At 30.7% G+C, this 25,919-nt stretch carries 22 protein-coding genes and 2 tRNA genes; 4 read left to right on the forward strand and 20 right to left on the reverse strand.

Translation table 11 applies throughout. The features are described from left to right. The first annotated feature begins 17 nt into the window (after window positions 1-17). Complete coding sequence (locus ACEWL1_RS02145; RefSeq protein WP_409231638.1) at window positions 18-692, forward strand: hypothetical protein; 675 nt, start codon at window positions 18-20, stop codon at window positions 690-692. On the opposite strand, the gene tsaB is transcribed toward ACEWL1_RS02145, so the two are convergent. After that, a complete protein-coding gene (tsaB, locus tag ACEWL1_RS02150) occupies window positions 693-1,370 on the reverse strand; it encodes a tRNA (adenosine(37)-N6)-threonylcarbamoyltransferase complex dimerization subunit type 1 TsaB (protein WP_409232254.1) in 678 nt (225 codons plus the stop codon). Between the two features lie 138 nt (window positions 1,371-1,508). On the opposite strand from tsaB, the gene ACEWL1_RS02155 reads away from it, so the two are divergent. Next, window positions 1,509-2,705, forward strand: a complete 1,197-nt coding sequence (locus tag ACEWL1_RS02155) for a serine hydrolase domain-containing protein (RefSeq protein WP_409231639.1) — start codon at window positions 1,509-1,511, stop codon at window positions 2,703-2,705. 69 nt (window positions 2,706-2,774) lie between these two features. Here the strand turns inward: ACEWL1_RS02155 and ACEWL1_RS02160 are convergent, their stop codons facing one another. From ACEWL1_RS02160 to cyoE, 9 genes are all read right to left on the reverse strand, one after another. Continuing rightward, on the reverse strand, window positions 2,775-4,109 hold the full coding sequence (locus tag ACEWL1_RS02160; RefSeq protein WP_409231640.1) for a TolC family protein: 1,335 nt from the start codon (window positions 4,107-4,109) through the stop codon (window positions 2,775-2,777). A gap of 230 nt (window positions 4,110-4,339) precedes the next feature. Beyond that, window positions 4,340-4,552, reverse strand: a complete 213-nt coding sequence (locus ACEWL1_RS02165) for a hypothetical protein (protein WP_409231641.1) — start codon at window positions 4,550-4,552, stop codon at window positions 4,340-4,342. 2 nt (window positions 4,553-4,554) lie between these two features. Next, entirely contained in the window at window positions 4,555-5,100 is a 546-nt protein-coding gene (locus tag ACEWL1_RS02170; RefSeq protein ID WP_409231642.1) for a DUF420 domain-containing protein, read from the reverse strand. Next, window positions 5,093-5,737 (reverse strand): SCO family protein, encoded by a 645-nt coding sequence (locus tag ACEWL1_RS02175; RefSeq protein ID WP_409231643.1) that lies wholly within the window; start codon window positions 5,735-5,737, stop codon window positions 5,093-5,095. The genes ACEWL1_RS02170 and ACEWL1_RS02175 overlap by 8 nt, the downstream gene beginning before the upstream one ends. Window positions 5,738-5,743: 6 nt before the next feature. After that, a complete protein-coding gene (locus tag ACEWL1_RS02180) occupies window positions 5,744-6,391 on the reverse strand; it encodes a hypothetical protein (RefSeq protein ID WP_409231644.1) in 648 nt (215 codons plus the stop codon). Window positions 6,392-6,441: 50 nt separating this feature from the next. Next, window positions 6,442-6,789, reverse strand: coding sequence for a cytochrome C oxidase subunit IV family protein (locus ACEWL1_RS02185; RefSeq protein WP_409231645.1), 348 nt, complete (start codon window positions 6,787-6,789; stop codon window positions 6,442-6,444). A 19-nt stretch (window positions 6,790-6,808) separates the two neighbouring features. Next, on the reverse strand, window positions 6,809-7,789 hold the full coding sequence (locus ACEWL1_RS02190; RefSeq protein WP_409231646.1) for a cytochrome c oxidase subunit 3: 981 nt from the start codon (window positions 7,787-7,789) through the stop codon (window positions 6,809-6,811). Window positions 7,790-7,844: 55 nt separating this feature from the next. Continuing rightward, the gene (locus tag ACEWL1_RS02195; protein ID WP_409231647.1) at window positions 7,845-8,429 is read right to left on the reverse strand and encodes a cytochrome c oxidase subunit 3; all 585 of its coding nucleotides are present in this window, start codon (window positions 8,427-8,429) and stop codon (window positions 7,845-7,847) included. A 5-nt stretch (window positions 8,430-8,434) separates the two neighbouring features. Beyond that, a complete protein-coding gene (cyoE, locus tag ACEWL1_RS02200) occupies window positions 8,435-9,337 on the reverse strand; it encodes a heme o synthase (protein ID WP_409231648.1) in 903 nt (300 codons plus the stop codon). 181 nt (window positions 9,338-9,518) lie between these two features. On the opposite strand from cyoE, the gene ACEWL1_RS02205 reads away from it, so the two are divergent. Together ACEWL1_RS02205 and ACEWL1_RS02210 are read left to right on the forward strand one after the other, a co-directional pair. Then, window positions 9,519-9,590 (forward strand) — tRNA-Gly (locus tag ACEWL1_RS02205). Window positions 9,591-9,613: 23 nt separating this feature from the next. Beyond that, window positions 9,614-9,699, forward strand: a tRNA-Leu gene (locus ACEWL1_RS02210). A 192-nt stretch (window positions 9,700-9,891) separates the two neighbouring features. Here the strand turns inward: ACEWL1_RS02210 and ACEWL1_RS02215 are convergent. The 10 genes from ACEWL1_RS02215 to ACEWL1_RS02260 all read right to left on the reverse strand — a co-directional run bounded on the left by ACEWL1_RS02215 (window position 9,892) and on the right by ACEWL1_RS02260 (window position 25,738). Further along, the gene (locus tag ACEWL1_RS02215) at window positions 9,892-11,952 is read right to left on the reverse strand and encodes a gliding motility protein RemB (protein ID WP_409231649.1); all 2,061 of its coding nucleotides are present in this window, start codon (window positions 11,950-11,952) and stop codon (window positions 9,892-9,894) included. A gap of 8 nt (window positions 11,953-11,960) precedes the next feature. Further along, a complete protein-coding gene (locus ACEWL1_RS02220; protein WP_409231650.1) occupies window positions 11,961-12,533 on the reverse strand; it encodes an acyltransferase in 573 nt (190 codons plus the stop codon). A 2-nt stretch (window positions 12,534-12,535) separates the two neighbouring features. Next, on the reverse strand, window positions 12,536-13,279 hold the full coding sequence (gene deoC / locus ACEWL1_RS02225; RefSeq protein ID WP_409231651.1) for a deoxyribose-phosphate aldolase: 744 nt from the start codon (window positions 13,277-13,279) through the stop codon (window positions 12,536-12,538). A gap of 96 nt (window positions 13,280-13,375) precedes the next feature. Next, window positions 13,376-14,122, reverse strand: a complete 747-nt coding sequence (locus tag ACEWL1_RS02230) for an energy transducer TonB (RefSeq protein WP_409231652.1) — start codon at window positions 14,120-14,122, stop codon at window positions 13,376-13,378. A gap of 101 nt (window positions 14,123-14,223) precedes the next feature. Further along, on the reverse strand, window positions 14,224-14,946 hold the full coding sequence (locus tag ACEWL1_RS02235) for an energy transducer TonB (RefSeq protein ID WP_409231653.1): 723 nt from the start codon (window positions 14,944-14,946) through the stop codon (window positions 14,224-14,226). Window positions 14,947-15,010: 64 nt separating this feature from the next. After that, complete coding sequence (locus ACEWL1_RS02240) at window positions 15,011-15,397, reverse strand: VanZ family protein (RefSeq protein ID WP_409231654.1); 387 nt, start codon at window positions 15,395-15,397, stop codon at window positions 15,011-15,013. Next, window positions 15,363-15,743 carry a glycine cleavage system protein GcvH gene (gcvH, locus tag ACEWL1_RS02245; RefSeq protein WP_409231655.1) on the reverse strand — a complete coding sequence of 127 codons (381 nt, stop codon included), beginning with the start codon at window positions 15,741-15,743 and terminating at the stop codon, window positions 15,363-15,365. Before gcvH ends, ACEWL1_RS02240 begins: the two co-directional genes overlap by 35 nt. A gap of 30 nt (window positions 15,744-15,773) precedes the next feature. After that, window positions 15,774-22,859, reverse strand: a complete 7,086-nt coding sequence (gene sov, locus ACEWL1_RS02250; RefSeq protein WP_409231656.1) for a T9SS outer membrane translocon Sov/SprA — start codon at window positions 22,857-22,859, stop codon at window positions 15,774-15,776. A 5-nt stretch (window positions 22,860-22,864) separates the two neighbouring features. Next, entirely contained in the window at window positions 22,865-23,446 is a 582-nt protein-coding gene (gene ruvA, locus ACEWL1_RS02255; RefSeq protein ID WP_409231657.1) for a Holliday junction branch migration protein RuvA, read from the reverse strand. After that, on the reverse strand, window positions 23,447-25,738 hold the full coding sequence (locus ACEWL1_RS02260) for an NADP-dependent malic enzyme (protein WP_409231658.1): 2,292 nt from the start codon (window positions 25,736-25,738) through the stop codon (window positions 23,447-23,449). Between the last annotated feature and the right edge of the window lie 181 nt (window positions 25,739-25,919).

The following is a 25,919-nucleotide window of genomic DNA, read 5'->3' on the forward strand; positions in this document are numbered from 1 at the left end:
TTTAAAACAAAAAAATTATGAAATCTATTCTAATAACATTACTTTTTATTTCTACAGGTGCCTTTTCTCAAGTAGACCAGATAAACAATTTACAAGATGTTTTTACGTTAAAAAATGATGTTGACGCTAGGTATAATCGTCAAAATGATCCAAGTATTAAAGGTTCTCCTTTTATACATTCTGAATATCAAAACATAAAAATTAAGGGTGTTGCAATGAAAGGCAGGTATAATGCCAATCTAGATTATATCGAAGTAGATAACAAAGGTGAAGTAATTTTCTTTGTACCAACAATGCAACATAGATATGACGTTGTTTTTACCGATGAAAATACAACCTACAGAGCATTTGAATATGAAAACTTAAAATTTGGTTTCTATAAAATATTAGCAAAAAAAGACAAAGCTTTTTTACTTAGCAAACAATTTATAAAATTCAGTGATAAAGTTAAGCCTAAAAGCAATTTTGAAATTGCTAAACCAGCAAAATTTGAAAGAAAAAAAGACACTTATTTTATAAAATTAAGTGATCAAGATATTGTTATTGAGTTACCAACGAGGAAAAGTAAATTTTTAAAAGTATTTAAATCAAAAGCTAATGCGATTAAGAATTTCATTAAAAAAGAAAGATTAGGTATCAAAAAAGAGGAAGATTTAATTAAAATCTTTAATTTTTATACTTCACTAAAATAATTATAAGTTCTTTTTTTGAGGAACAACAATAAAATCTTTTAGATAAAAAGGTTCAAAATAAGCGACATCTTCGATGTCGTTTTTTTTGTATTTGACATACGACAATACACTCATTTCTTTTGCTGACGGAAACTTAGAATCAATAAATATGGCATTTGAATGCGTTATTAAAGATTTACACTTTTCTGCTCCATCACCCAAAAAATAAACTTTAGAGGATTCTAAATATTGAAGAAAAGAGTTTTCATTAATGATTTCTGCTTTAATTTCTCTGATTTGATTATAATCTGAATCAAAAATTGCAGAATACACTTCCATTCTTCTAGCATCTAACATTGGTGCAATAAGACTATTATCAACTGAAATAGACTTTGCAAGCGACTGTAACGTGTTTACAGAAATTAACGGAATATTCAGTGCAAAACATAGTCCTTTTGCTGCAGAAACACCAATTCGCAATCCTGTATAAGAACCTGGTCCTTTACTAACTGCAATAGCTCTTAGTTTGTCTGAAGTGATATTAGCATCACTAATTACATCATTTATATAAGGATGTAAAACTTCAGCATGGGAATAACTACCATTGTTTAATTCTTTAACTGCAATAAGCTTTCCGTCTTTAGAAATACTTACCGAACAGTTTTTTGTTGAAGTTTCAATATTTAAAATATACGCCAATTGAATTGTTTTTTGCAAAGATACATTAAGCTTCAAAAAAACACATATAGATTAGTATAATTCCTTAAAATGAAATAAAATTTTGAAAGTACGTGTAGCATTGTTACTTTTAGCATTGAAACACAATATGATTCACTTTTGAAAATTAAGTTAAAATACTTTATTGGCCTCTTTATTCTTCTTTTAAGCAGTTTTGTGCTAAGCACTAAAACTGTAAAGGCGGCCCCAAAAATTGCAGTGAAAGAAGTTGTGAAAGATTCAATTATAGTTAAAGAACCAACTATTGTTTTAGAAAAATTTTCAAAAAAAGAAACAGAAAAAGTCAGTCATAAATTAGACTCTTTGTTAAAAAGAATAAATAAAAGACACGATTTTCATGGTTCTATTCTTGTGGCTAAAGAAGGAAAGTTAATTTATCAAAATCAAATTGGATATGCAGATTTTAGAAAGAAAAGCAAACTAAATGAGGAATCCATTTTTCAATTAGCTTCTGTAAGCAAACAATTTACAGCTGCTTCAATTATGATTTTAAAAGAACGAAATCAATTACAATTATCAGATACAATTACCAAATACTTCCCGAAATTTCCTTTTAAGAATATTACAATTCAACATTTACTAAACCATACATCTGGCTTACCAAAATACTTTTGGGTTGCAGAAAATCTGTGGGAAAAAGATAAAGCTCCAAATAATAATGAAATGATGGAGTTTTTAGAAACAACTAATGTTTCAACATTTTTTAGTCCTGGCAGAAGATTTGATTATTCAAATACTGGTTATTTTGTTTTAGCATCGCTTATCGAGAAAATATCAAAAATGAGTTATTCTAATTTCTTAGAAACTACTATTTTTAAACCGCTACAAATGAATAATTCTTTTGCTTTTAGTTTTGAAAACGACACTTTAAGAGCAAATCAATTAATTGGTTATAGATTATATAGAGGTTGGAGACACAGAACAATACCAAATACAATTAATGACGCAATAGTTGGTGATAAAAATATTTATGCCACAAACGAAGATTTATTAAAATGGGTAAACGGATTGAATAGTGGAAAACTAATTTCTAAAGAGTCTTTGGAGCTTATGTACACGAAAGGAAAGAATAAATATGGACGTGAAATTCCTTATGGTTTCGGTTTTAGAATAAATACTAAAAATGATGAAAAGGTTGTTTATCATTATGGGAAATGGAACGGATTTAGTACCGGAATTACTCAGTATCGAGAAGATGACTTAGTAGTTATTATTTTAGAGCATACAAGCTACCGGTCAATAGATTATTTAAATAAAAAGATTCGGAATATTGTTGAGAATAATTTTGAGTCTTAGCAAAAACTTATTTCACAAAAAATCCCTGAGAGTTTTCTCAGGGATTTTTTATGGTTTTTAAATTACATTTTAATCTAAAACAGATTCTCCATTATAAAATTTCAACACTTTTGATTTAAATACATAATCATATTTTGCTCTAATCAAAGTTGACTCTGCGTTTACCAATCTATTTCTTACTTGGTCAAATTCAAAGGATGTAATTGCTTCAAAAGTATATCTCTGTTGTGCATTTTTAAATGCTTCTTGCTGTGCATCTAAAGATAACCTGGCTGCTTCATAACTTTTTAACGCTGCTTTAGCATCTAAAAAAGCTCGTTGAATTGTTTGTTGTAAGCTTAACTTTGCATTTTCAAGATTTAATTTGGAGTCTTCTTTATCAATTATTGCTCTGTTAAGATTGACTTTGTTCTGAAATCGATTAAAAATAGGGATATTCACTGATAAACCTATACCATATCCAAAGTTATCATTTAATTGTTTGAAAAAATAATCATTTTGTTGCCCTTGAAAAATAGTGAACCTGTGACTAAAATTAGTTCCTGCACTTGCAGAAGCAGTTACACTAGGTAAAAATCCACTTTTAGCAATTGCAATTTGTAAGTCTCCGTACTCACCCTGTAATTTTGCACTCAGTATTTCAGGTCTAGTTTCTACTGCTTTTTTATAAACAGCATCTGGGCTTTTAAACATTAAAGAAGCAGAAGGAGCTCCAACATCTATTTTTGCAACATCAAAATTATTTGGATCCACTTGTAATAATTGAGCAAGTCCTAATAATGCAATATCTAACGTGTTTTCTAAAGAAACAACAGTTTGTAAATCATTTGCATAAGCAGACTGAGCGTTTAATAATTCGCCTTTAGGTTTAGAACCCGCATCTACTTGGTTTTTGGCTACTTCAATTTGCTTTTTACTTATTTCTGCTTGCACTTTTGCTACTGCTAAATTTTCTTTAGCAAACAATATATTTAAATAAGAGTTGACAACATTTAAAGAAATATCATCTTTAATCCTTTGTAAATCTAATTGATTACCTAAAAGATTCAATTGATTACTTTTATAGGTATTTAATAACCTAAAGCCGTTAAAAACTGTAACACCACTGTTTATACGATAAGAAGAGCTAAAACTAGTAGAAGAAATTCTACCATTACTTACAGGGTCAATGGTGGAACCAAAATTTAAATTGGCCCCAGAAGAAGCGTTTAAATTTGGTAAAAAATTTCCTTTTGCCCCAATAATATTTTGGTTTGCTTTTTCTATAGTTAACTCACCTTTTTTAATACTGATATTATTTTTTAATGCATACTCTACCGCTTCTTTTAAGTCCCATTTTTTTTGCGACATTCCTGAGAAGGAAAAAGCAATGAATGCTATAACTACTAAAAATTTTGTTTTCATTAATGATATTTTGTTAGTTTCTATTTACTCTTTATAGTATAATTCAATAGTCAAGCCAAAACAAATAAGTCTATAAGTATCTGTTTTACTGCAATTTAAAAAAACGTAATTAAATGCAAGTGTTTGATAATGAACACTATTAATTATAATCAAACATAAATTTATTTGATGGTGTTTATATGACGAGTGAAAACAGAATTTGTTACAGGTTTTTTTACCTTATTGAAGAGTTAATTTTTTATTCTTTTTTTATATCTGTATAAAACATAGCCTAAAAGTGCAACTAAAAGATATGGAAAAGCCATTAAATAAGTAATGCCTGTATTTATTCCTTCTGCCATTTCTTGATCACCATTTTCTACAACAGCTTTACACATTGCACACTGTGCATTTGCATCAATTGCAAAAAATAGAACAACAACTAAAACAATACTTTTTTTCATAATTATAAATAATAAGGAGAAATCATTATGTAAACTAAAACACCCGTTATTGCAACATACAACCATAAAGGGAAGGTGATTTTTGCAACTTTTTTGTGTTCAGAAAATTTTCCCAATCTTGCTCTTACAAAGGTAATTAACACAAAAGGGATGACTACTATTGATAGCAAAATATGTGTAATCAAAATAAAATAATACATATACTTTATCACTCCTTCTCCTCCAAATTTAGTAGATTCAGAAGTCATATGATAAGCAACATACATCAACAAAAACAATGCAGAACAAATAATTGCAGTTGTGTTTAATTGCTGGTGTAGCTTTCTGTTTCCTTTTTTAATTGCGATAACTGAACCGACAAGAAGAATGGCTGTAACTCCATTTATTGTGGCATAAATTGGCGGCAAAAATGTTAAAGGGGCTACGTCAAAGCCTAATTTTCTTAGGTTTACGCCAAATAAAAGAGCAACAACTAAAGGAATACTTATTGATAAAAAAACAATTATTCTATTGTACTTTTTTTCTTGATTAGATATTTTCTTACTCATTTAACAAAATCTTTATATCTTCTTTTAGTTCTGCTATTTGATCGGCAAAACCATTTTCTTCTAAAGCTCTATAATACATTATTGGGTTTCCGTGAGGATCTCTTCTAGAGCGAATGTTACCTTCTTTATCAATTAATGCAAACAAACCAGAATGTTCAAATCCACCATGTTCACCATCGCCATTTCCAGCGTATAATTTAAATCCTTTGTTAGATAAATCATATACATATTCTTGACTTTTGCCTGTTAACATTTGCCAATTAGCACTTGTAATATTATGTTCTTTTCTGTATTGATTTAAAACTTCTGGAGTATCAATATTTGGTGTGATGGAAAAAGAAGCAATGCCGAAGTTTGGATTTCCATAAAATTTATTTTGTACATCAATCATTTTTTGATTCATAATAGGGCAAATAGACGGACATGTTGTAAAGAAAAATTCAACTACAAATACTTTTCCTTCAAAGTTTTTATTGGTAATTGTATTTCCATTGTGGTTGATAAATTCGAATTCAGGAACTTTATTAAAAGTAACCAAATCAGATTTTTGAAATTTCTTTACTACTTTTGGTACTACATAAATTCCGAAGAGTAAGATCACAAATGAGATACCGATATAAGAATACTTTTTTTTCATTTTACTTTATATTTTACGTTTAAAGCGTTTCTCCTTTTCTAACGATTTTTTTAATTGATAGTATATAATTTCAATATCCTTTTTCATTTTATTTTTAAGATCATTTACAGAATTCATATCGTACCCATATAATCTTCCATTGTCTGTATCCTCATCGTCTTTTCTTCCACGTAAACGCAATTCTCTATCAACAATAAAAACGTATTCTGAACTTAAATCTTGGTTGATTGTATAGGGAGAATCAAAACTATTAAACACCTTTTTAATATCATCAGCACTCATAAAAACAAACTTCCAGTTGTTAATATCTGTATAAGAGCTTAACTTTTTCTTTAAAGCGTTTACTTGTATTTCTGTTCCTTCTGGAGCAATTAATACAGATTGAAAAAACATACTTTTACGATATCTTTTATAAATAACTTCGTTTAAGTTAAAGAGTCCACCTTTATTTTTTTCGATATCCGTACCTAAAAAACTAACTACAGAAAAATGATCTTTAAATGAAACTTCTCCTTTTACATTTTCTACATTTTTGGTTAGAATTGGTAAATTAGCATGGTGATAAATTCCTAAAGACAAGAAAATATAAAAGATTAACGGCCCTAAAAATAATGCAGATAAAGCGAGAGCTTTTGTTTTTCTATTTTTTATCATGTGGCAAAAAAAAAGGTGGTTAAAACCACCTTTTTATTTTTTAATACAAATTAGTAATTCCATTTTGTCAAAGGAGACAATACATCAAATATATATCCTCCTTCTATTAATAGCAAAGTAACAAGATAGCATATTAAAAATACTGATGTCCAAACTACAGCTCTTCTAAACCATTTTTTTTCACCCTCCATGTGCATAAATGCCCAAGTAATACCATAAGCTTTCGCTATTGTTAAAATGATGAAAATCCAATTTAAAGGGCTTGTTCCTAAAAAGCTTGTTAAATGTAAACTAGCTGGTTTAATAATACCAAAAATAACTTCTACTATTGTTATTACAGATAGTATTCCAAAAACCATCCATATTCTTTTTGTATTTGACTCGTGCGCGTGTGCCATTTTTATAATTTTTTTATAATTAAACTAAGTAGAAGAATGTAAATACAAATACCCAAACTAAATCTACAAAGTGCCAATATAATCCTACTTTTTCTACCATTTCATAATGTCCGCGGCGCTCGTAAGTACCAATAATAACATTAAAAAATATAATAATATTTATAAGAACCCCGGTGAATACGTGAAACCCGTGAAAACCAGTTATAAAGAAAAAGAAGTCTGCAAAAATTGGATTTCCATATTCATTTACTTGAAGGTTTGCCCCTTCAACAACTTGTTTTGCATTTAACAAATAACGAGCTCCTTCCTCTCTAGAAAGTATTGTTTTTTGTTTTGTTGATAGGTCTATTTTCTCAGTTCTAATTAAAACATCTGGATTATTCTTGTAAGAATTTACAACTTCATTAACAGAATAACTTGGTAGAGTTGCTTCTGAAACATTCCATATTCCATTTTTTCTTGTATGTTCTACTCTTTCTTCATGTGCATCAACTACAAAATCTGACAAAGCGATTTGATGACCATCTTTAACAAATTGTAAAATTTTACCATCTGTAGTTTGTACAGCTCCGTAAGAACCTTTGATAAAGTTTTTCCACTCCCAAGCTTGTGATCCTAAGAATATTAAACCTCCAATAATCGTAAATAACATGTACCAAGCTACTTTCTTCTTTTTCATTTGATGACCAGCATCAACAGCTAACACCATTGTTACAGAAGAAAAGATTAAAATAAATGTCATTAAAGCTACATAGTACATCGGTGCATGTACTCCATGTAAAAACGGAAAGTGTGTAAAAACTTCATCGGCAATTGGCCAAGAGTCTATAAATTTAAATCTTGTTAAACCGTATGCGGCTAAAAACCCAGAAAAAGTTAATGCATCTGATACGATAAAAAACCACATCATCATTTTTCCGTAACTCGCTCCAAAAGGTTTTTTCCCGCCACCGTTCCAGGCAGTTTTGTCTTCAGAATTTACAGCAATAGTTGCTCCCATAAATAGCTATATTAATTATTTTTTAAAATAGTTTGTCAAAATTACATAATTTTCATCATCTAATAAAATAGAAAAAGAAAAATAGATACATCCAAAGTACTCCTACAAAGTGCCAAAAAATTGCACCAAGCTCAAAACCAAGCATTTCTGCGGAATTATACTTAGATTTAAAATGATTATAAATTACTACTAGTAGCACAATTAACCCTGCCACTAGATGTAAAACGTGCATAAAAGTAATACCAATTATAAATGAAGTTGAAACTGTACTGTTTGGTCCGGTAAAAAACAACCCAACATTTCTTAATTCAATGAACCCTTCGTATTGATAATAAATAAATCCAACACCTAGAACTAAAGTAACTAAAAGGAGTAAAAAACTTCCTTTTGTTTTGTCTTTTTTAAGTAATCTCTGTGCTATAATAAATGTTAAGCTGCTAAAAATAATTAATGCTGTACTTATATAAAAAGACATAGGTAAATCAAACGACACCCAATCTTCTCTTTTTCTACTTACTACATAAGCACTTGTTAATCCGGCAAAAAACATTGTCATGCTAATCATAGAAATCCACAACATTGGTTTTGCTGAACTCTTTTTGGCTACATTTAATTCTGCCTTTAAACTTTCTTGACTCATTGTATTTAATGTAAAAATTTATCTATTACGTATATTATTTGAACTAGTGTAATATAAATTACACTTGATAACATTAATTTTCTTGCTTCGGTATTAGATTCTGTTCTGTGTAATTGTATTCCATAGTACAACATCGAACAACCTGCTAAAGCTATAACTATTGCAGTTGCAGGATAAATATAAAATGCTCCTGTTACCTTTAATACTGGTGCTACAGAAACTAAAATCATGATAAAAGTATAAAAGATAATTTGCTTTATTGCCCCTTTATCTTTTTTATTCATTGGCAGCATGTTAAATCCTGCTTTTTGATATTCCTCAAATTGTAACCAACCAATTGCCCAAAAGTGTGGAAATTGCCAAAAAAACTGAATTAAAAATAAAAACCCAGCTTCAATACCAAATTGATTTGTTGCTGCAACCCAACCTAACATAAAAGGAATTGCTCCAGGAATTGCTCCTACAAAAACAGTTAATGGAGTTACAGATTTTAACGGAGTATAAACACTCGTGTATAAAAAAATTGATATCGCTCCAAACAATGCAGATTTTTCGTTGATGTTATATAAAATTGCAATTCCTAAAACTGTGAAAGAAAATGCTATTATCAATGCAGTAGAAACGGTCATTCTGCCAGTTGGCAAAGGTCTATTCATCGTTCTTTTCATTAAAGCATCTGTATCTTTTTCTATCACTTGATTAAATGCATTTGATGCACCAACCATAAAATACCCACCAATAGCTAATTGAATGATGATAAAAGTATCAACAATTTCGGCCGCTAATAAATAGCCAGCAATGGAAGAAAAGACTACACTTAAAGACAAACCGACTTTTGTAAGTTGCTTAAAATCTGTTATAAACTTTTTAATTATTGATTTATCTTCTATGCTAGAAATCGAGCTCATTTATTTGTTTTCAAACCTTTTGCAAAGATATTTTATTCTGTGCTAATTTCTTGCTTTTTCTGCTATAAAAAATGAATTAGATTTCTATTTAAAATATTTCAAAAAAAACTTTGGTAATTGCTTTTTTGTTTTAACTTTGCACCCGCATTGAAAGATATGCAAGTTCTTTAAAATATACTGCGCGAAAGTAGCTCAGGGGTAGAGCATCACCTTGCCAAGGTGAGGGTCGCGGGTTCAAATCCCGTCTTTCGCTCTATTCTTTTATATAATACCAATGCTCAAGTGGTGGAATTGGTAGACACGCTGGACTTAAAATCCAGTGGGCAGTAATGCCCGTATGGGTTCAAGTCCCATCTTGAGTACAAGAAAGTCTTAACATTAATTTGTTAAGGCTTTTTTTTATGAAAAAATTACACAACTTTTAGAAATAAAAAAACCCACTCTAAGTTAGAGTGGGAAAATTGCTATGAAAAAGAAAGTGGTTTTTACACCACATAACAAATATACAAGTTTTTAATAAATTCTACTATTTTTTTTAAAAATTTTACTGTTTTTTAAAAATCAAAATACCAGTTAAATAAATCTGCTTTTATTCCAACTGAAAACCACAATGCAACACTTTGAGTATTAGAGGGGTTTCTCTCTAAAGAAAAATTTCTAAATGTAAATCCGCCAAATAAACTTAAATTATTTGATGTGTTTAATAAATACCTTCCTTGAAAATCTGCAATAAATATAGCCGCTTTGTTACCTTGACCAACTTCATTGTCATAATTTCCTTTTCTTAAATCGTACGACTTATAAATATCTCCACCATTACTTACAGAAGCAAATTCATCAAAACCTTTCTGCCCTATAATTACTTTAGCACTTGTTGTCCATCTATCAAATTTATAATTTCCAATCAAAATTGCTTCCCAAAAATTGGCTCCCCAAGCATGACTTAATGGTTGGCTATAATTACCATAATTTAAGAGGGGGTCTTTATGTGCAAACGTATATGGTCTTACAGTGTTTAATTCTGCTTGCACATACAAATCTTTTACATTAAATGCATCAAAATATTTAGCTCCAAATTGAAATCCAAATTTGTTTCCCCAATATCCTAAATCGCTAATTTTTCCGAAAGAAAATTCATCTACAACCAATTGAGAATATAAAACGAGGTTTTCTTTTAGTTTGTATTTTGCTGTTAATCCTAACATTGCGTTTCCTGCATCTTCTCCTCTACTAAACTCTACAGCTCTATAAAACATTAATGGATTCATAAAACCGATATCAAAACCTTGATCTCCTTTAGAAACAGCTGTTTCAAAAAACCCTATATTTAATTTATCTGTAAGGTTTAGACTTAAATAATGTATGGCAATATATTTTCTTGGATGTTCATTGTTTACAACTACTGGATGCCTTACATCTGTTCCCCAAAGCCAAATATTTGTGTAATTTAATTTCCAAAAATTTACACTCATTTTTAAATATGGCATTGGTGATGAAACATCAGAAAGTAAAAGAGATCTATATCCGTCTCCAATAAAATTCTTTCCATTACCAAACTGAAATTGCAAAAATTTATTTGGTGTATATGCCAAATATCCTTCGGCTACCGGATAATCGAAAGCATCCGCTTTAAACCCTTTTGCTTTTCCTCTTCCTGGAACTAATCCTTCAGAAAATGCTGGCTTAAACGTATTTGATGGGTTTGAAATAAAATCATTTATGTAGCCTGCAAATCTACCTTGACTCTCATAAATTGTTGCTGAGAAGGAAAAATCGTTTCCTAATCCTCCGTTGACTGTTAAATTTCTAGAATTATTAAAAGTATAAGAAACATCAGAGTTGTCTTTCCCTAATTGCACATCTAATAAAAAATCTACGTTGAACCAATATCCATCGCCTCTAACTTCTAATAAATGTTCGTTCCAAAGTTTTCTTTTTAACCAAGTTGTTTCTTCTGGTTTTAAAAACTGACTTTTTTCTGCATCTAAATCATAAACAGCATTAACGTTATTATACACATAAGGCTTAACTGCAGTGTGAGCGTTGCTGTTTTTATTTAAAGCATAATCATAATTAATATATCTTTGATGGGTAAACGGAATGTTTAACTGACTTTTATGTTCTATAAATGGTGCTTTTTTACGTTCATCAAGTGGAATGTTTTTTACTTCTTTAGGTTTTACCTCAACAACTTCTTCAATTATTTCCTCCGTAATATCATTATCAATTTGTAATGGAAAGTTTAATGGTAAAGCGAAACGCATTTCTACATTATTGTTATTGTATTTTGCTGGAGAAATTACGGGCAAGGTTTTAAAAACCCTTTTTACCTCTTCTTGCAATTCTGCATAGAGCGAATTAATGTAAATTACTTTAAAAGTACCTGTATTTGTAACTACAAAGACAACATTTACCGTTCCTTTAAACTTTTCATTTTCTAAAATAACTGGAGAATTAAATTCTTTAAAAAACAACTCTTTTGTTGTTTTGTAAAAGCATGATTCTATTTTATCGATGCTTTGGTTTTCACAATTTTTAAACACAGGATGGCGTTCTGCTTGAGCAGATAAAAATATTGGAATTAAAAAGAAGTATAAAAAAAGATAGTTTTTCATTATTGTTCTTACAGTTTAGTAACTCTATTATTTTTTAATTGATATTTTTCTTTACTCTCTAAACACTCTGCAACTCCACCTTCATTAAAGCTTAATCGATGTCCAAATTCACTGATCCAACCAATCTGTTTAGACGGGTTTCCAACCACCAAAGCGTAAGGTAAAATTTCTTTTACAACAACTGCACCAGCTCCAATAAAAGAATATTTACCAATATCATTTCCACAAACTATGGTTGCATTGGCGCCAATACTTGCGCCTTTTTTAACAGTGGTTTTTAAATACTGATTTTTTCTATTTACAGCACTTCTTGGGTTGATAACGTTTGTAAAAACCATAGATGGACCTAAAAAAACATCGTCTTCGCAAATAACACCCGTATAAATAGAAACATTATTTTGAACTTTAACATTGTTCCCTAAAACTACTTCTGGAGAAATCACAACATTTTGACCGATGTTGCAATTTTTTCCGATTTTACAATTTGGCATAATATGACTAAAGTGCCAAATACTAGTCCCCTCTCCAATTTCACAACCTTTATCAATTACAGCTGTTTCGTGTGCTTTATATTTACTCATTTTTAATAATCTGAATTAATGTTTGTTGCATCAATTATTTCTCTAGCTGATGAAGTTCCAATTCTTTCAACCCCTAAAGTAATCATTTTTAAAGCATCATTCTTTGTTTTAACACCACCTGCTGCTTTTATTTTTAATGGCTTTGCATTCTCTGACATTATTTTAATGCTCTCAAATGTTGCTCCGTTTGGCTTATTGTTTTCTGTTTTATAAAACCCTGTTGATGATTTCACAAATACGTATTTAGCATTCTCTTCACCAAAATTATCAAGTATAACTTTTTTTATCAACTTAGAAATAACAGCAATTTCTTCATTATTTAAAGCGGCAACTTCAATAATCCACTTTACAGTTTTGTTGTTTTTTAGACCTAAAGCTGTCCCTTTTAATATTTCTTCTTTAATCAAAGAAGTTTCTCCTTTTTTAAATGCTTCATAATTTACAACAAAATCTAAATCATCAACACCTAAATTGATGGCTTTTTGCGCTTCATTTAATTTTTCCTCAATAGCATATGATCCTTCATGAAACCCAATTACTGTACCAACCATAACATTTGATGTAGCTTTGCTTATCATCTCTTTTGCCAACGAAATATAATTGGCTCTTATCATTACCAATTTAAAATTGTAAGCAATGGCATCTTCAACTAGCTTAATAATAATTTCTTTCGTTTCTTTTTCAGAAATATTAGCTTGTGCTGGAGTTTTTAAATAAGTAGAATCTAAGTATTGGACTAACTTCATTTACCGTTGATTTATACAAACAAAAATAGTAAATATTAAGCGCATTAAAAAAGAGCAACCTAATTGATTACTCTTTATATTTCTATCTTATAATTATTACTGAACTCTAAAAGTAATTGGTAATGTAAATTTTACATTAACCGGAACTTTACGTTGCATTCCGGGAGTGAATTGTGGTAGCTTTTCAATGACCCTAAATGCTTCTTTTTCTAACTTTGGATGTGGTGCTTTAATTTTAATCTCACTTATATTCCCTGTTTTAGATATCACAAATTGTGCAAATATTTTATATGTTCCTGATCTTAAACTTAAGTTTTGAGCTAAATCTACATCAAATCTCTTAGACACAAACTTTTGAATTGATGAAATAAAACATTTTTTGTTTTCTTCTTGAGACAATCCTTCACATCCTTTAAAAACAGGTGCATCTTCTATAACAATAAATGGAACATCATCAATTATTATTAGATCCTCTGGTACATAATCATTCAAAGCTTTTCCAATATTTGCATCTATTTTATCTAAAGGCTCTAAATCTGGTAATAAATCTTCGATGAAAGCATCTTCTTCTTTTTTAGGATCTATTTCGTCAAGAATTAAAACTCTTGGTGTTGCTTTTTTTATACTTCTTTTTTGTTCTTTCACAAAATTTGATGGATTTTCTTCTAATAATAGTTCATAATCAAAATTTGAGTCTGGCATAACAATACCAACCTTTTTTTCTATTGTTTTAAATTCGATTAACTGATATACAACAAACAAGACCAACACAAGTGATAATTGCATAAAAATGTTGGTGTACTTTTCTAATTGCTTTTTGGGATGCTTTTTTTCATTTTTCATAAGTTTATAGTTTTAAGTTATGATGATGAATTCAAAAAAGATGCCAATAAAAAAGAGCAACCAATTGGTTGCTCTTTTTTAACTTTATTTTCAACTAGATGTTACTCAACATTAAATGAAATTGGAAGTGTGTATTTCATCCCTACCGGAACTCCTCTTTGTCTACCAGGAATCATTTTAGGAAGTGTTTTTACAACTCTCTCAGCTTCTTGCCCTAATCTTGGGTGTGGTGTTCTAAAAGCATTAATTTCTGTAATGTTTCCTTTTGGATCAATTCTAAACTGAACCCAGATTTTCTTTTTCCCTGGAGATAAACCTAATTCACCTGCTAAATCACCATTAAACCTTCTAGCTATATGTTTTCTTATCTTCTCATTTAAACAATCACCTTTTTCTTTTCTGGTTCCAGTACATCCAGGAAAAACAGGTACTTCCTCAATTACTGCAAAAGGAACATCTTCTACAATACTCTCAACTTCTTCTACTTCTACAATTTCTTCTACTTCAACAGCTTCAGTTTCATCAGTTTCTGTAGTTTCGATTACAGTCTCTTCAACTTCTTTTTCGTCTTCTACGATTTCGATCTTTTCTGGAGCTGGTGGTGGTGGAGCTTTAGGTTTAACTTCTTCTATACGTTCAGTAATCGGAATGTCTTCTTCCATTAAATCTTGCATGTTTGCATCACCAAATGCATCGATTGCTCTATCATAGGTCTTGTTTTCCATTGCTACATATGTAACAAAAAGTGCTAAAACCAAACCTAATTGAATAAACAATTTTGAGTAATTCTCTAAGTTTGATTTTGGATTTTTCTTAATTTCCATCCTAATGTTTTTTTAATAGTTCGCTAATTTAATTAAATTCTTATGACTTATGCAAGTATTAAAGTTAAATAGCATCAATTTTTTTATAAATTGAATTAAAAATTAACAATGCTATAAAAACCCCAACACAATTTGCAACAACATCAAGTAAACTTGCTGTTCTATAAGTTGTAAGAGTTGTTTGTAAAACTTCAATAATTATGCCATAAAAAACACATCCTAAAGCGATTGCATATTTCACAAGGTTATTTCTCCTAGATTCAGGAAAACTAAGCAACCATGTTAGCGCCAATGTAAAATATGCAATCGTATGATATATCTTATCTGAATTAGGTAAATTAATTGGTGACCTAGCTGTTTTTATCAAACTTAAAAAACCAATTGTTATGGCAACAATAAGTGCAATAAAAATAATTTTATCCTTTAATAAGATCTTGATAAGCTTGCGCATCTAATAAATCATCTAATTGAGAAGCATCAGCTATTGTTACTTTAATCATCCAACCTTTACCATAAGGGTCTTTGTTTACTAATTCTGGTTCGTCTTCTAGGTTTTCATTAAATTCGGTAACTTCTCCGGTTAATGGCATAAATAAATCTGATACGGTTTTTACAGCTTCTACAGATCCAAAGACCTCATCTCTTTCTACGGTATCATCAATAGTGTCTACATCTACATATACGATGTCTCCAAGTTCTCCTTGTGCAAAATCTGTGATACCAATTGTAGCTGTATCTCCTTCTACCTTAATCCATTCGTGGTCTTTTGTGTACTTTAATTCTGATGGAATGTTCATTATAATTGTTTTATTATTATTGATTAATTTTTAATTGCCTAAGTTATAAATTAAATTGAAACCAGCATTAATAGACAGTCTTGGAAATGTGGTTGAGATTGCATATTTAGACATGGTGTGATTGTAATAAAATGATGTTGTTATGTTTCTACTTAATTTATAGTCTGCTGCAAATTTAATAGATAAAAGTTTTTGACCACCACTTATTTGATTATTTTCTATATCTACAGATCTAATCATTGTTAAGTTATCTCTTAAAGAGATATCTGCTCTCATATTAATATCTCCTTTTAACTTTTGTCTTTTACCAGCAAAACGAGTATTAAATGCAATGTTTTTTAATCTGTATCCAACACCAAATATATACTCTGTTCCTTTTATATCTGTTAATGTACTATTGTCAAAATTCAAAGTAAGAGTTCTGTCTTTTCTAATTTCGCCTTTGAATGAAAATGAGTTTTTCATTTTCATGTCAATTTTAATAAGCGGAGAAAACTCATCAATTAAACTTGCTGCCGAAATTAATAATTTTGGTTGATAATTTCCAGTTGCATTTACTTTTGTTAAATCTGCTTGATCGTATTGCAAGTTGTTGGTATAATTAGAAATTGTGTATGACGATTTATATCCGTTTGTTACTGTAAAACTAGTAAAGTTATCTTTAAACCAACCTATTTTCATTAATCCGTTATAACGCAACGTCCAATTGGGAATCGGAATATTTTTAAACAAGCCTAATCCAACCGAATTTGCTTCATCACCCGAATAAGCAGCAATAAACGCTGGCAGTAAAACTTGTTGCCCTGCTTCTTTAAAAGCAGCGTTTGCTGTGTTTGGCAACCCAGTTTCTGAAGATAGTCTCTGAGAAAGAATGGTTCTGTTTGCTAAAAATGAATTAAATAATTCATCAGAATCTAAAAATACTGTAGATAACATAGAAAAACTTGTACTAAAGTTTCCGGTTTCTGTAATTGGTGTTGATGTATTTAAAACGCCACCTTCTACATCTAATTGTTGCGAAATATTATTTGTTTCAATTTTATTACCCGTCAATTCTATATTTAAATCATTAAATGGTTTTAATGAAATGGTATAGTCTAATTTATTGTAATGTGTTCTACTATATGTTTTACTATAATATTCAGAACCAACGGCTCTATCTACTAACCAACCTTTTTCAAAGGCTTTATTCCTGATGTCTATTTGACTACCAAAAACAAAACCTAATGTTGGCGCAAAACCTCCGTTTACCTGATCTCTTCCTAAAAACCCAGAACTTCCTAAATAACCTGGTAATAATGTTCCGTTGTTGGATGCATTACTAATTTTTACTGTTTTAACCGCTGTAACAAAATCATAAACACCTAATAATAGTTTATCTTTTAACGTTGCTTTTTTTACCTTTACTTGGTTTACATTGGGTAATTGTGGTGCTTGAAATGGATTTGAGTTTTTGTTAGTTGCAGCTTTTCCATCACTAATAAATAATTTTTTAAACCCTGTATCTTCATATAATTTAGAAAAACTAAAAGTTGTATTAAAGTTATGTGTGTTTGAGTTTTGTAATAAATTTCCAATTTTATCTACATAACTTTTTGATGCCGCTTTCCAATCAAAATTTGCTGTATAACTGTAATCTGCAGTTACAAAACCTAGATATGGAAGCTTATCAATTGGTAATTTATAATTGGCTGTTAACTTTTGATTGTAATGATCTGGTCGTCCCATATTAAAAAACTGATCAAAAATTTCTAGCTCTTCTCCGTTGCCAAAATTATCATACAAATAACTGTTGTTTGCATTAAAGTTTACACTCAACGATTTAGTAATGTCAAATCCGATAGTATAATCCCAATCAAACATAAATCTACGTTGCGTTAATGTTGGTTGCGGACTTAATCCTTCAATTAAGTTTCTAGATTTTTGTTGAACAAAATTTCTTGTAATTCTAGAATTTAATCCAATAGATTTTGGCAATAAATTGATATTGATATCTCTAATGATTTGCCAATACTTACTTTTACTAAAAAATTCTGAATCTTTAAAAGGTTCAATAAACTTTGGTTGAAATGTAAAATTATAACTTGCACCAGCTCTTAAATTCTGATTTAAATACTTTTCTATATTATAATCTTTATGGTATTCTTCAGAAAAAGCGTATGAAATCGAAAAATTTTCTATATCGTAGGGTTTTGGCTTTTGTGTAGATTCTGGGTTTCGGTTTTTCTTAACATTATTAAAACTAATGCTTTTTCGCAACGTATAATCTTGAGAATTAGCACTATTTGGGTTTACCTCTTTTGCTTCAGCAAATTTTACATCTTGATATTGCGGATCGTACTTTGGGTCTCTAAACTCTTCTCCAACACTATAACTCATAGGCAACTGTACGCCCCAGTTTTTTGGCATCATTTTGCCTAAATTAATATTTGTAGAAATATCGTATTGTTTTGTTTCTTCTATACTTCTTTGGTTTACTCTGTCTTCTACATTTCCAAAACCAATGGTTTGCATTCTTCCTGTAACAGAAACATCTGCTAAATCAGCAAAATTTGCATCTGCATTTACAACTGCTGCCCAACCACCTTTGTTGTCAAACCCAGAAGAGCGCAATTCATTAAACCAAATTTCTGCACTTTTTTGTGTTGGTCTTGTGTTTTTTACTCCTAGCATTAAGGTTCTAATTGATCCTAAAGTCGGATTTCCTTTTACTCTTAACACGACAGAATGCACAGGCGAATTTGTTGGAAACGGGTATATTTTGTTGATAGATAATGTTCCGCCAGAATTTGGAATTTCTCCATCTCTTTTAAGTTTTATCCTTCCTAATTCTTCTAAAAGTACATCTAAATTATTTGCTTCTGGCCATACATTTGTTGGCTCTAAACTTCCGCTTGCAGAAACTTTTAAAGGCACTTCTATTTGATAAAAGTTATCATCTAAATCTGTTCCTAATCTAATGATAGCAACCAAATCATTATCAGCAACACTTCCTGTAACAATTGGTTCTGCATGTATAAACATTTTTAAATTTTTATACATTCTTAAATCTACACTTACGTTTTTATATATTGCCCTGGTTTCGTTTTGCTTTAGGTCTTTTACTTTTAAAGAAACCGATTGCTCGTTTTGTTGTTGTATGGTAGAACTTCCCTGTAATTGCTCTCTAATAATTCCTGGAGGCAATACATATCTTCCTTCGTTTTGTTCAATATTTACAACACCAACTTCAAAATTATTTAAATCTTGATTTGTTAAATCTTGTGGAGGATTAACAGCTGGATTTAATGTTTTTGTATAGCGTCTATAATCTCCTCTTACCAATTCTAACTGACCAAAACGCAGTACAACTGGCATTTTAAATTTGGTCATAAACATTCTAATAAACCGAATGCTATTAAAATCTGTAATTCCGTTTACTGGCGTTCCGCTTCTAACAGGAATTCTAAATTGATACCATTTTGTTTTTCTAGAAGTTCCGTCTGCCAACGTTACCGACGTTTCTTTTTCATCAACAATATTATTACTTCCTTTTACCAAATCATTTTTGTTTAAAGACACTTTGTATTCAAAGTAACTTTCAACCGTATTCATGGTTTGATCTTTGTTAATATCTTCTACATCTGGGTATGATGAAGACGAAGTTGGATATGATTCAGTTGATTGATTTGCCGTTGGCGAATTTCCTTCTGTATTGTTAAAATTTTTATATCTGGTAATTACAGACGCGTTTGTGTTATCAAAATTGGTACTTCTAAAATATTGAAAATTATCTGATGAAATATCATTCTTATTTAACTTACTAATGTCAAAAACTTTTGGTTGATAGAAACTCAATTCATCTTCGTTTTTCAATCCATCTAAACCAATATCTTGATTTTTTCTGGCCGCATCATCAACATCAAAGGCGTATAAAATAGATTGATTTGTTGGCACATTTCCCCAAGTTGATGCCGTAATGTTTGTGTTCGTTCCGTCTGCTGGCATTCCGTTTTCGTACATCTTTCTATTATCTTTTAAGATGTCTTCAGAAATGTTTCCTAAGTTAAAATACAATTCTCCGACTTGATTTACAGGATTTTTTGGATCAATTCCTGTTGGCAAACCTTCTGTATTTGTAATCGAATAATCTTGATACGGATCTTTAATCCAAAACTGAATATATTCTACATTTGCTTGATCAAAATTATTGGTGGTTAATGGTCGCATAATTCCGCCCCAACGATCTTGCGGATTCGAAAAAGTTCCATCTGCATTAACAGTTGCTCCGGTATCAAAATTATAGGTTCCTCTTTCTGATGGAAAATACGCTAAATCTAAAGTTCTTACTAAAATGTTTTGCGTTAAATCTAATTCTGTATTTGGAAACAATTCTGAATAACCAATTTGACGAACTTCTGTTCTAGACAATTCTATATTATCAATATTTGCAGGTTTAGCACCGTTTCCATAAAACAATTGATCGATTGAATACCACGCTAATTTTGCTCGTTTATCGTTATAACTTAAATCGTTGGCGTCTCCATTTAAATTTTGAGTAAGTGGTGTACTTGCTGTAAACCAATTTAAAGGCGATAATAAATCAATCGGAATTTGTGATGCTTCAAAATCATCTACATACGTTGTTGCGGCTCCATTAACATCAACGCCACTTGGAGTTCCAGGAAGTAAATAGGCCAAATCTGCTCTAACAGACACATTTGATGGAACATCTGTATCTACAAACGGAATTTTATTTACCCATTTTGTAAAAATTGGCATTTCTGTTGTGTATTCTACATTCAACCCAAACATGGTGTTGTTAATAGGGTCGCTACCAAAATTTACTTTTTGAGTGATTGGTTTTTCATTGACGTTTAACAGTGTTCCTCCAAGTATAAAATCATCTGAAAACCGATGTTCAACTTCTAAACCCATAAAGGTTTTTTGCTGTTGGTTAAAAACCGAATTGTTTTCTGTTGAAACGTTTATTGGAACTCCAGAAGATTGCAATCCTGGGTCAATAATTTGAACTCTACCAAAATTATAATCTACAACAAAATCTACTCCTTCTACTAATTGTCTACCACCAGCAGTAACTTTTACAGAACCTCTTGGAACATTAAATGCGTTTAACGGAATTCCGTTACTGTTTTCTGTTTTTGCATACCCTTTTAAAATAAATTTATCTTTATTCTGATGGTTATTTTTTGCTTGAGATTTTGTGTTGATATATAATTCATTGAACACATAATCGTTTTTATCTGATGGTGTTGTTAACGAACTTGATAAGTCTGAACCAAAAGGTTCTGTTTCTGGAAAAATGATAAATCCTCTGTTAGAATTTACAGTGACATTTTCTACATAATCAAAAAACCCATCTCCGTTTGCAACTGCATATGAACTCTGATCTAACTTGTCTAAATTTAAAACATTTAATAATGTTTTATTTGCTATTCCGGGTGTTGAAGCGTTTTGTAAGGTGTTAGACGGAATTCCTGTTTGATCATCTCTATATAAAATTTCGAATCTAAAACCATCTTGTGTTAATGGAAAAACACCTAAAGGGTACACATTTTTCATCATCAATTTCCAAGTAGGAAACTGTTCTTCGTTCCCTGCAACTGTTCTTTTTGTGGTGATTATTTCGCTGCGTAATAATTTTACTGCTAAATTACTTGGGGCTACAATCCCGTCATTAGATAATTCTCCAACTTTAAAAGAAGTTTCTGAACTACCAACAACTGTATATTCATAAGCAACCGCTAAAACTTCTCCGTCAGAGAGTTTTCTGTTTAAAGAAATAAATCCTAGTTGCGGATTCAACGTATATTCGTTCTCTTCTAACTTTCTAGCATTTTGCAACATAGAATACCCAGTTCCTTGACTTAAACCATAATTTAAAAGTGTGCTTTCTACCGTTGTTATATCTCTAATTCCACTAGTTTCAGTTAATAAATTAGATAAATTATTTGCTTTATTCGATGGTATGTTTTTACCTTGAACTTGTGATGGAGAAGTTGGATTTACACCAGAACCAACATAATCTGGCTTGTTTGGCTCACCAATATCTGCTAAAGCAACAATGCTTCTAAAGTTTTCTGTGTTTGAGTTTCTATTGGTAATCCAAACTTCTATTCTAGTAACATTAATTGGACTACTAATTAGTGGGTAGTTTTGAAGAGAATTCTTGTAATTTTCTCTAAAATATTGCGATAAAAAAAAGTGTCTATTATCGTCGTAATCTGTTGCTCTTAACTCAAAAGGGTTAATGGATGCTCCTGCTTCGGCGGTTACAACTTTACTCTCAGAGTTTTGTTGAGAAAAAACGGCGGTTACCATTGTTTTACCAAATTGCAATTCGGTTTTTAAACCAAACAAACTTTGTGCTCCGTTTATCAATGTGTTTTTTATCGGCATCGAAACATTACCAGCTTCAATTTTTCTGATAATATCATCTTCTGTTGGCGTATATTCTAGCTTAATTAAATTTTGAAAATCGAATGTAGATTGTGTATCGTAATCAGCAGTAACTTTTAATCTTTTTCCAACATTTGCAACAATACTTGCTGTTATTTGCTGATCAAAATCAAACGTAAAACTACTTCTATTATTTTCTGATAATTGTGGATTATCAACATTTTGGTAAATTCCACCTAACTTTATATTTAAATTTCCGCTCGGAATAACTTCAACGGTGTTTCCTCCAAAAATAGATTCAAAAAACGTTGAATTTACATAGTAAGTTGGTAGTAAGTTTTTTTGTGCAGCTTTATTTCCTTTCTTTTTACTTAAGGCATCGTTCTTTTCTTTGAAATACTCTTTAATATCTTTTTTTAAGCGATATTTCTGATATTCTTCCGGAGACATAAAAATTGGATTACCAACTTTAAAATCATCCAAAAATTCTACAACAATATATTTATTTAATTTTTTATCAAAAGTAACGGAATAGGTTGTTGGTGGGTTTAAAAAGATGCTTCCTTTTTGATGTGCTTTAAACTTGTATTTAAGCGCTGGAATCGTGTCTTTTTTAATAGAATCATTCTTTGTTTTTACGGTTTGAGAAAAAACAGTTGTAGTTGCTAATATAGCAACTACACATATTAATAATCTATGAAAATACGTCCTACTCAATGTAATTATAAACTTTTTAATGCACCTTTAATCAACAATTCTACAGTAGCTTCTGGTTGTTCTTTTAAAATTGTATTTAATACTTTATCTGATTGTTTTCTGTTAAAACCTAATACTTCTAATGCAGATAACGCTTCATCTTTATTCGTATTGTTTTTAATAACAGAAATTGTGTCTAAATCAAACGTTTTTAAAATTTTATCCTTTAAATCAATAATTACACGTTGTGCTGTTTTTGCTCCAATGCCTTTTACCGACTGAATTAAAGGGATGTTTTCTGATGCTATTGCTTGTTGTATTTCTTGAGATGACATTGAAGATAACATGGTTCTAGCAATGCTTGGTCCAACTCCAGAAACAGAGATTAACAATCTAAAAATTTCTCTTTCCGTTTTATCAATAAAACCAAACAACGTATGAGAATCTTCTTTAACTGATAGATGCGTAAATAATGTAATTGCTTCGCTATCTGGTAAAGTAGAAAATGTATTTAAAGAAATGTGTAGTAAATAGCCAACTCCAGCACAATCTATCACAACATACGTTGGGTTTTTCTCTACTAATCTTCCTTTTATTTGTGTAATCATTTAGTGTTTTTCAGAATTTCTTTTTTCTTTTTGTTGCGCATCAACAACAGCAACTGCAGCCATATTAACCATTTCATCTACACTAGCACCCAATTGTAAAATATGAACAGGTTTTTTTAATCCCATCATAATTGGACCAATAGATTCAACTTCATCAACCTGTTTCATTAATTTATAAGTAATGTTTGCAGCGTCTAAATTAGGAAAAATAAGCACATTTACCTTTTTCCCATTTAATTTAGAAAACGGAAATTCTTTAGCCAACATTTCTCTATTTAAAGCAAAATCTGCTTGTAATTCTCCGTCAATTACAACTTGCGGGAAATGTCTATGAATATACGAAACAGCTTCTCTAATTTTTAGAGCACTTTCAGATTCTGATGATCCAAAGTTAGAAAATGACAACATGGCTATATTGGGTTTTACACCAAACATTCTCGCTAAAGAATACGTTAATTGCGATATTTTTGCCAAATCTTTTGCATTTGGGTTGATGTTAATGGTTGTATCGGCTAAAAACATTGGTCCTTGTTTGGTCAACATTAAATTTGCAGCAGCAACTCTTGTAATTCCATGGTCTTTCTCTATCAATTCTAACATTGGTTTTACCACCGATGGATACGACCTAGAATATCCGGTAATTAACGAATCTGCTTCGCCTGCATTTACCATCATTGCTGCAAAATAATTACGCTCTCGCATCATTTTTTGAGCCTGAGATAATGTTATTCCTTTTCGTTGACGAGTTTTCCAATAAATTTCTCCAAAACGATTTCTACGTTCGCTTTCTTCATCTGTTTTTGGATCTATAATTGGTACATCAGCGTTAAAACCTATCTCTTCTTTTAACTCTAAGATAACTTCTTTTTTTCCTAATAAGATAGGGTTTCCAATTTTCTCGTCATAAACTCTTTGTGCAGCTTTTAAAACATCTAAATGATCTGCTTCTGCAAAAACAATACTTTTAGGATTGTTCTTTGCTCTGTTGTGTAACAATCTGATTTCTTTACTTCCTGTACCAGAGCGCTCCATCAATTCTCCTTGGTATTTTTCCCAATCTGTAATGGGTTCTAATGCCACTCCAGAATCTATTGCGGCTTTTGCAATTGCTGGCGGAATTTCATAAATTAAACGTGGATCAAAAGGCTTTGGAATGATATATTCTTTACCAAAAGACAAGCTAATTTCATCGTATACAATATTCACTTGTTCTGGCACGGTTTTTTTGGCTAAATCTGCTAAGGCGTGAACGGCTGCCATTTTCATTTCCTCGTTAATTTTTGTTGCTCTAACATCTAAAGCTCCTCTAAATATAAATGGAAACCCAAGTACATTATTTACTTGGTTAGGATGATCAGATCTTCCTGTTGCCATAATAATATCTTCTCTAGTTCTGATCGCTAAATCGTACTCTATTTCTGGAACTGGATTTGCCATTGCAAATACAATTGGGTTTTTAGCCATCGATAATAACATCTCTGGAGAAACCACATTTCCTTTAGACAATCCAATAAAAACATCCGCATTATGCATTGCCTCTTCTAAAGTAAAAACATCCTTTTTATCAGTGGCAAACTCGGCTTTTTGCGATGTTAAATCAGTTCTATCTTTTCTGATAACACCTTTACTGTCGCACATTACAATGTGTTCTCTTTTAGCACCTAATGCTAAATACAATCTTGTACAAGAAATTGCCGCAGCTCCTGCTCCGTTTACAACAATTTGAACTTCTTCTATATTTTTTTCTGTGATTTCAATAGCGTTTTTTAACGCTGCGGCAGAAATAATTGCGGTTCCGTGTTGGTCATCGTGCATCACAGGAATATCCAACTCTTCTTTTAATCTTCTTTCTATTTCAAAAGCTTCTGGAGCTTTAATATCCTCTAAGTTAATTCCTCCAAAAGTAGGAGCAATTGCTTTTACGGTTTCTACAAATTTATCTACATCTGTTGCATCAACTTCAATATCAAAAACGTCAATATCAGCAAATATTTTAAACAATAATGCTTTTCCTTCCATTACTGGTTTTGACGCTAATGCACCAATATCACCAAGTCCTAAAACCGCGGTTCCGTTCGTAATTACAGCAACTAGATTTCCTTTTGCTGTATATTTATATGCGTTATTTGGATCTTTTTCTATTTCTAAACACGGTTCTGCAACTCCTGGAGAATATGCTAACGATAAATCGTGTTGTGAAGCGTACTTTTTAGTAGGAATTACCTCAATTTTTCCTGGCTTAGGTTTTGCATGATATAATAAAGCTTCGTGTCTTTTCCTAGATTCACTCATGATGTTGTTGTTTCTATGAACCAACAAATATACTCTTTTTTAAACGTGTTTTTACTAAAAAAAGAGCTTGGTGTGGTAACAAAAAAGGAACTCAAAGCGTCTATTAAAAAAGAAAACTTATTTTTAAGAAATAATTGTATCTACTTTAACAAAATAAAAAGTACAATTTAATTTTACAACT

This window comes from Polaribacter gochangensis (assembly GCF_046224025.1).
In the GTDB taxonomy this organism is placed as follows: Bacteria; Bacteroidota; Bacteroidia; order Flavobacteriales; family Flavobacteriaceae; genus Polaribacter; species Polaribacter gochangensis.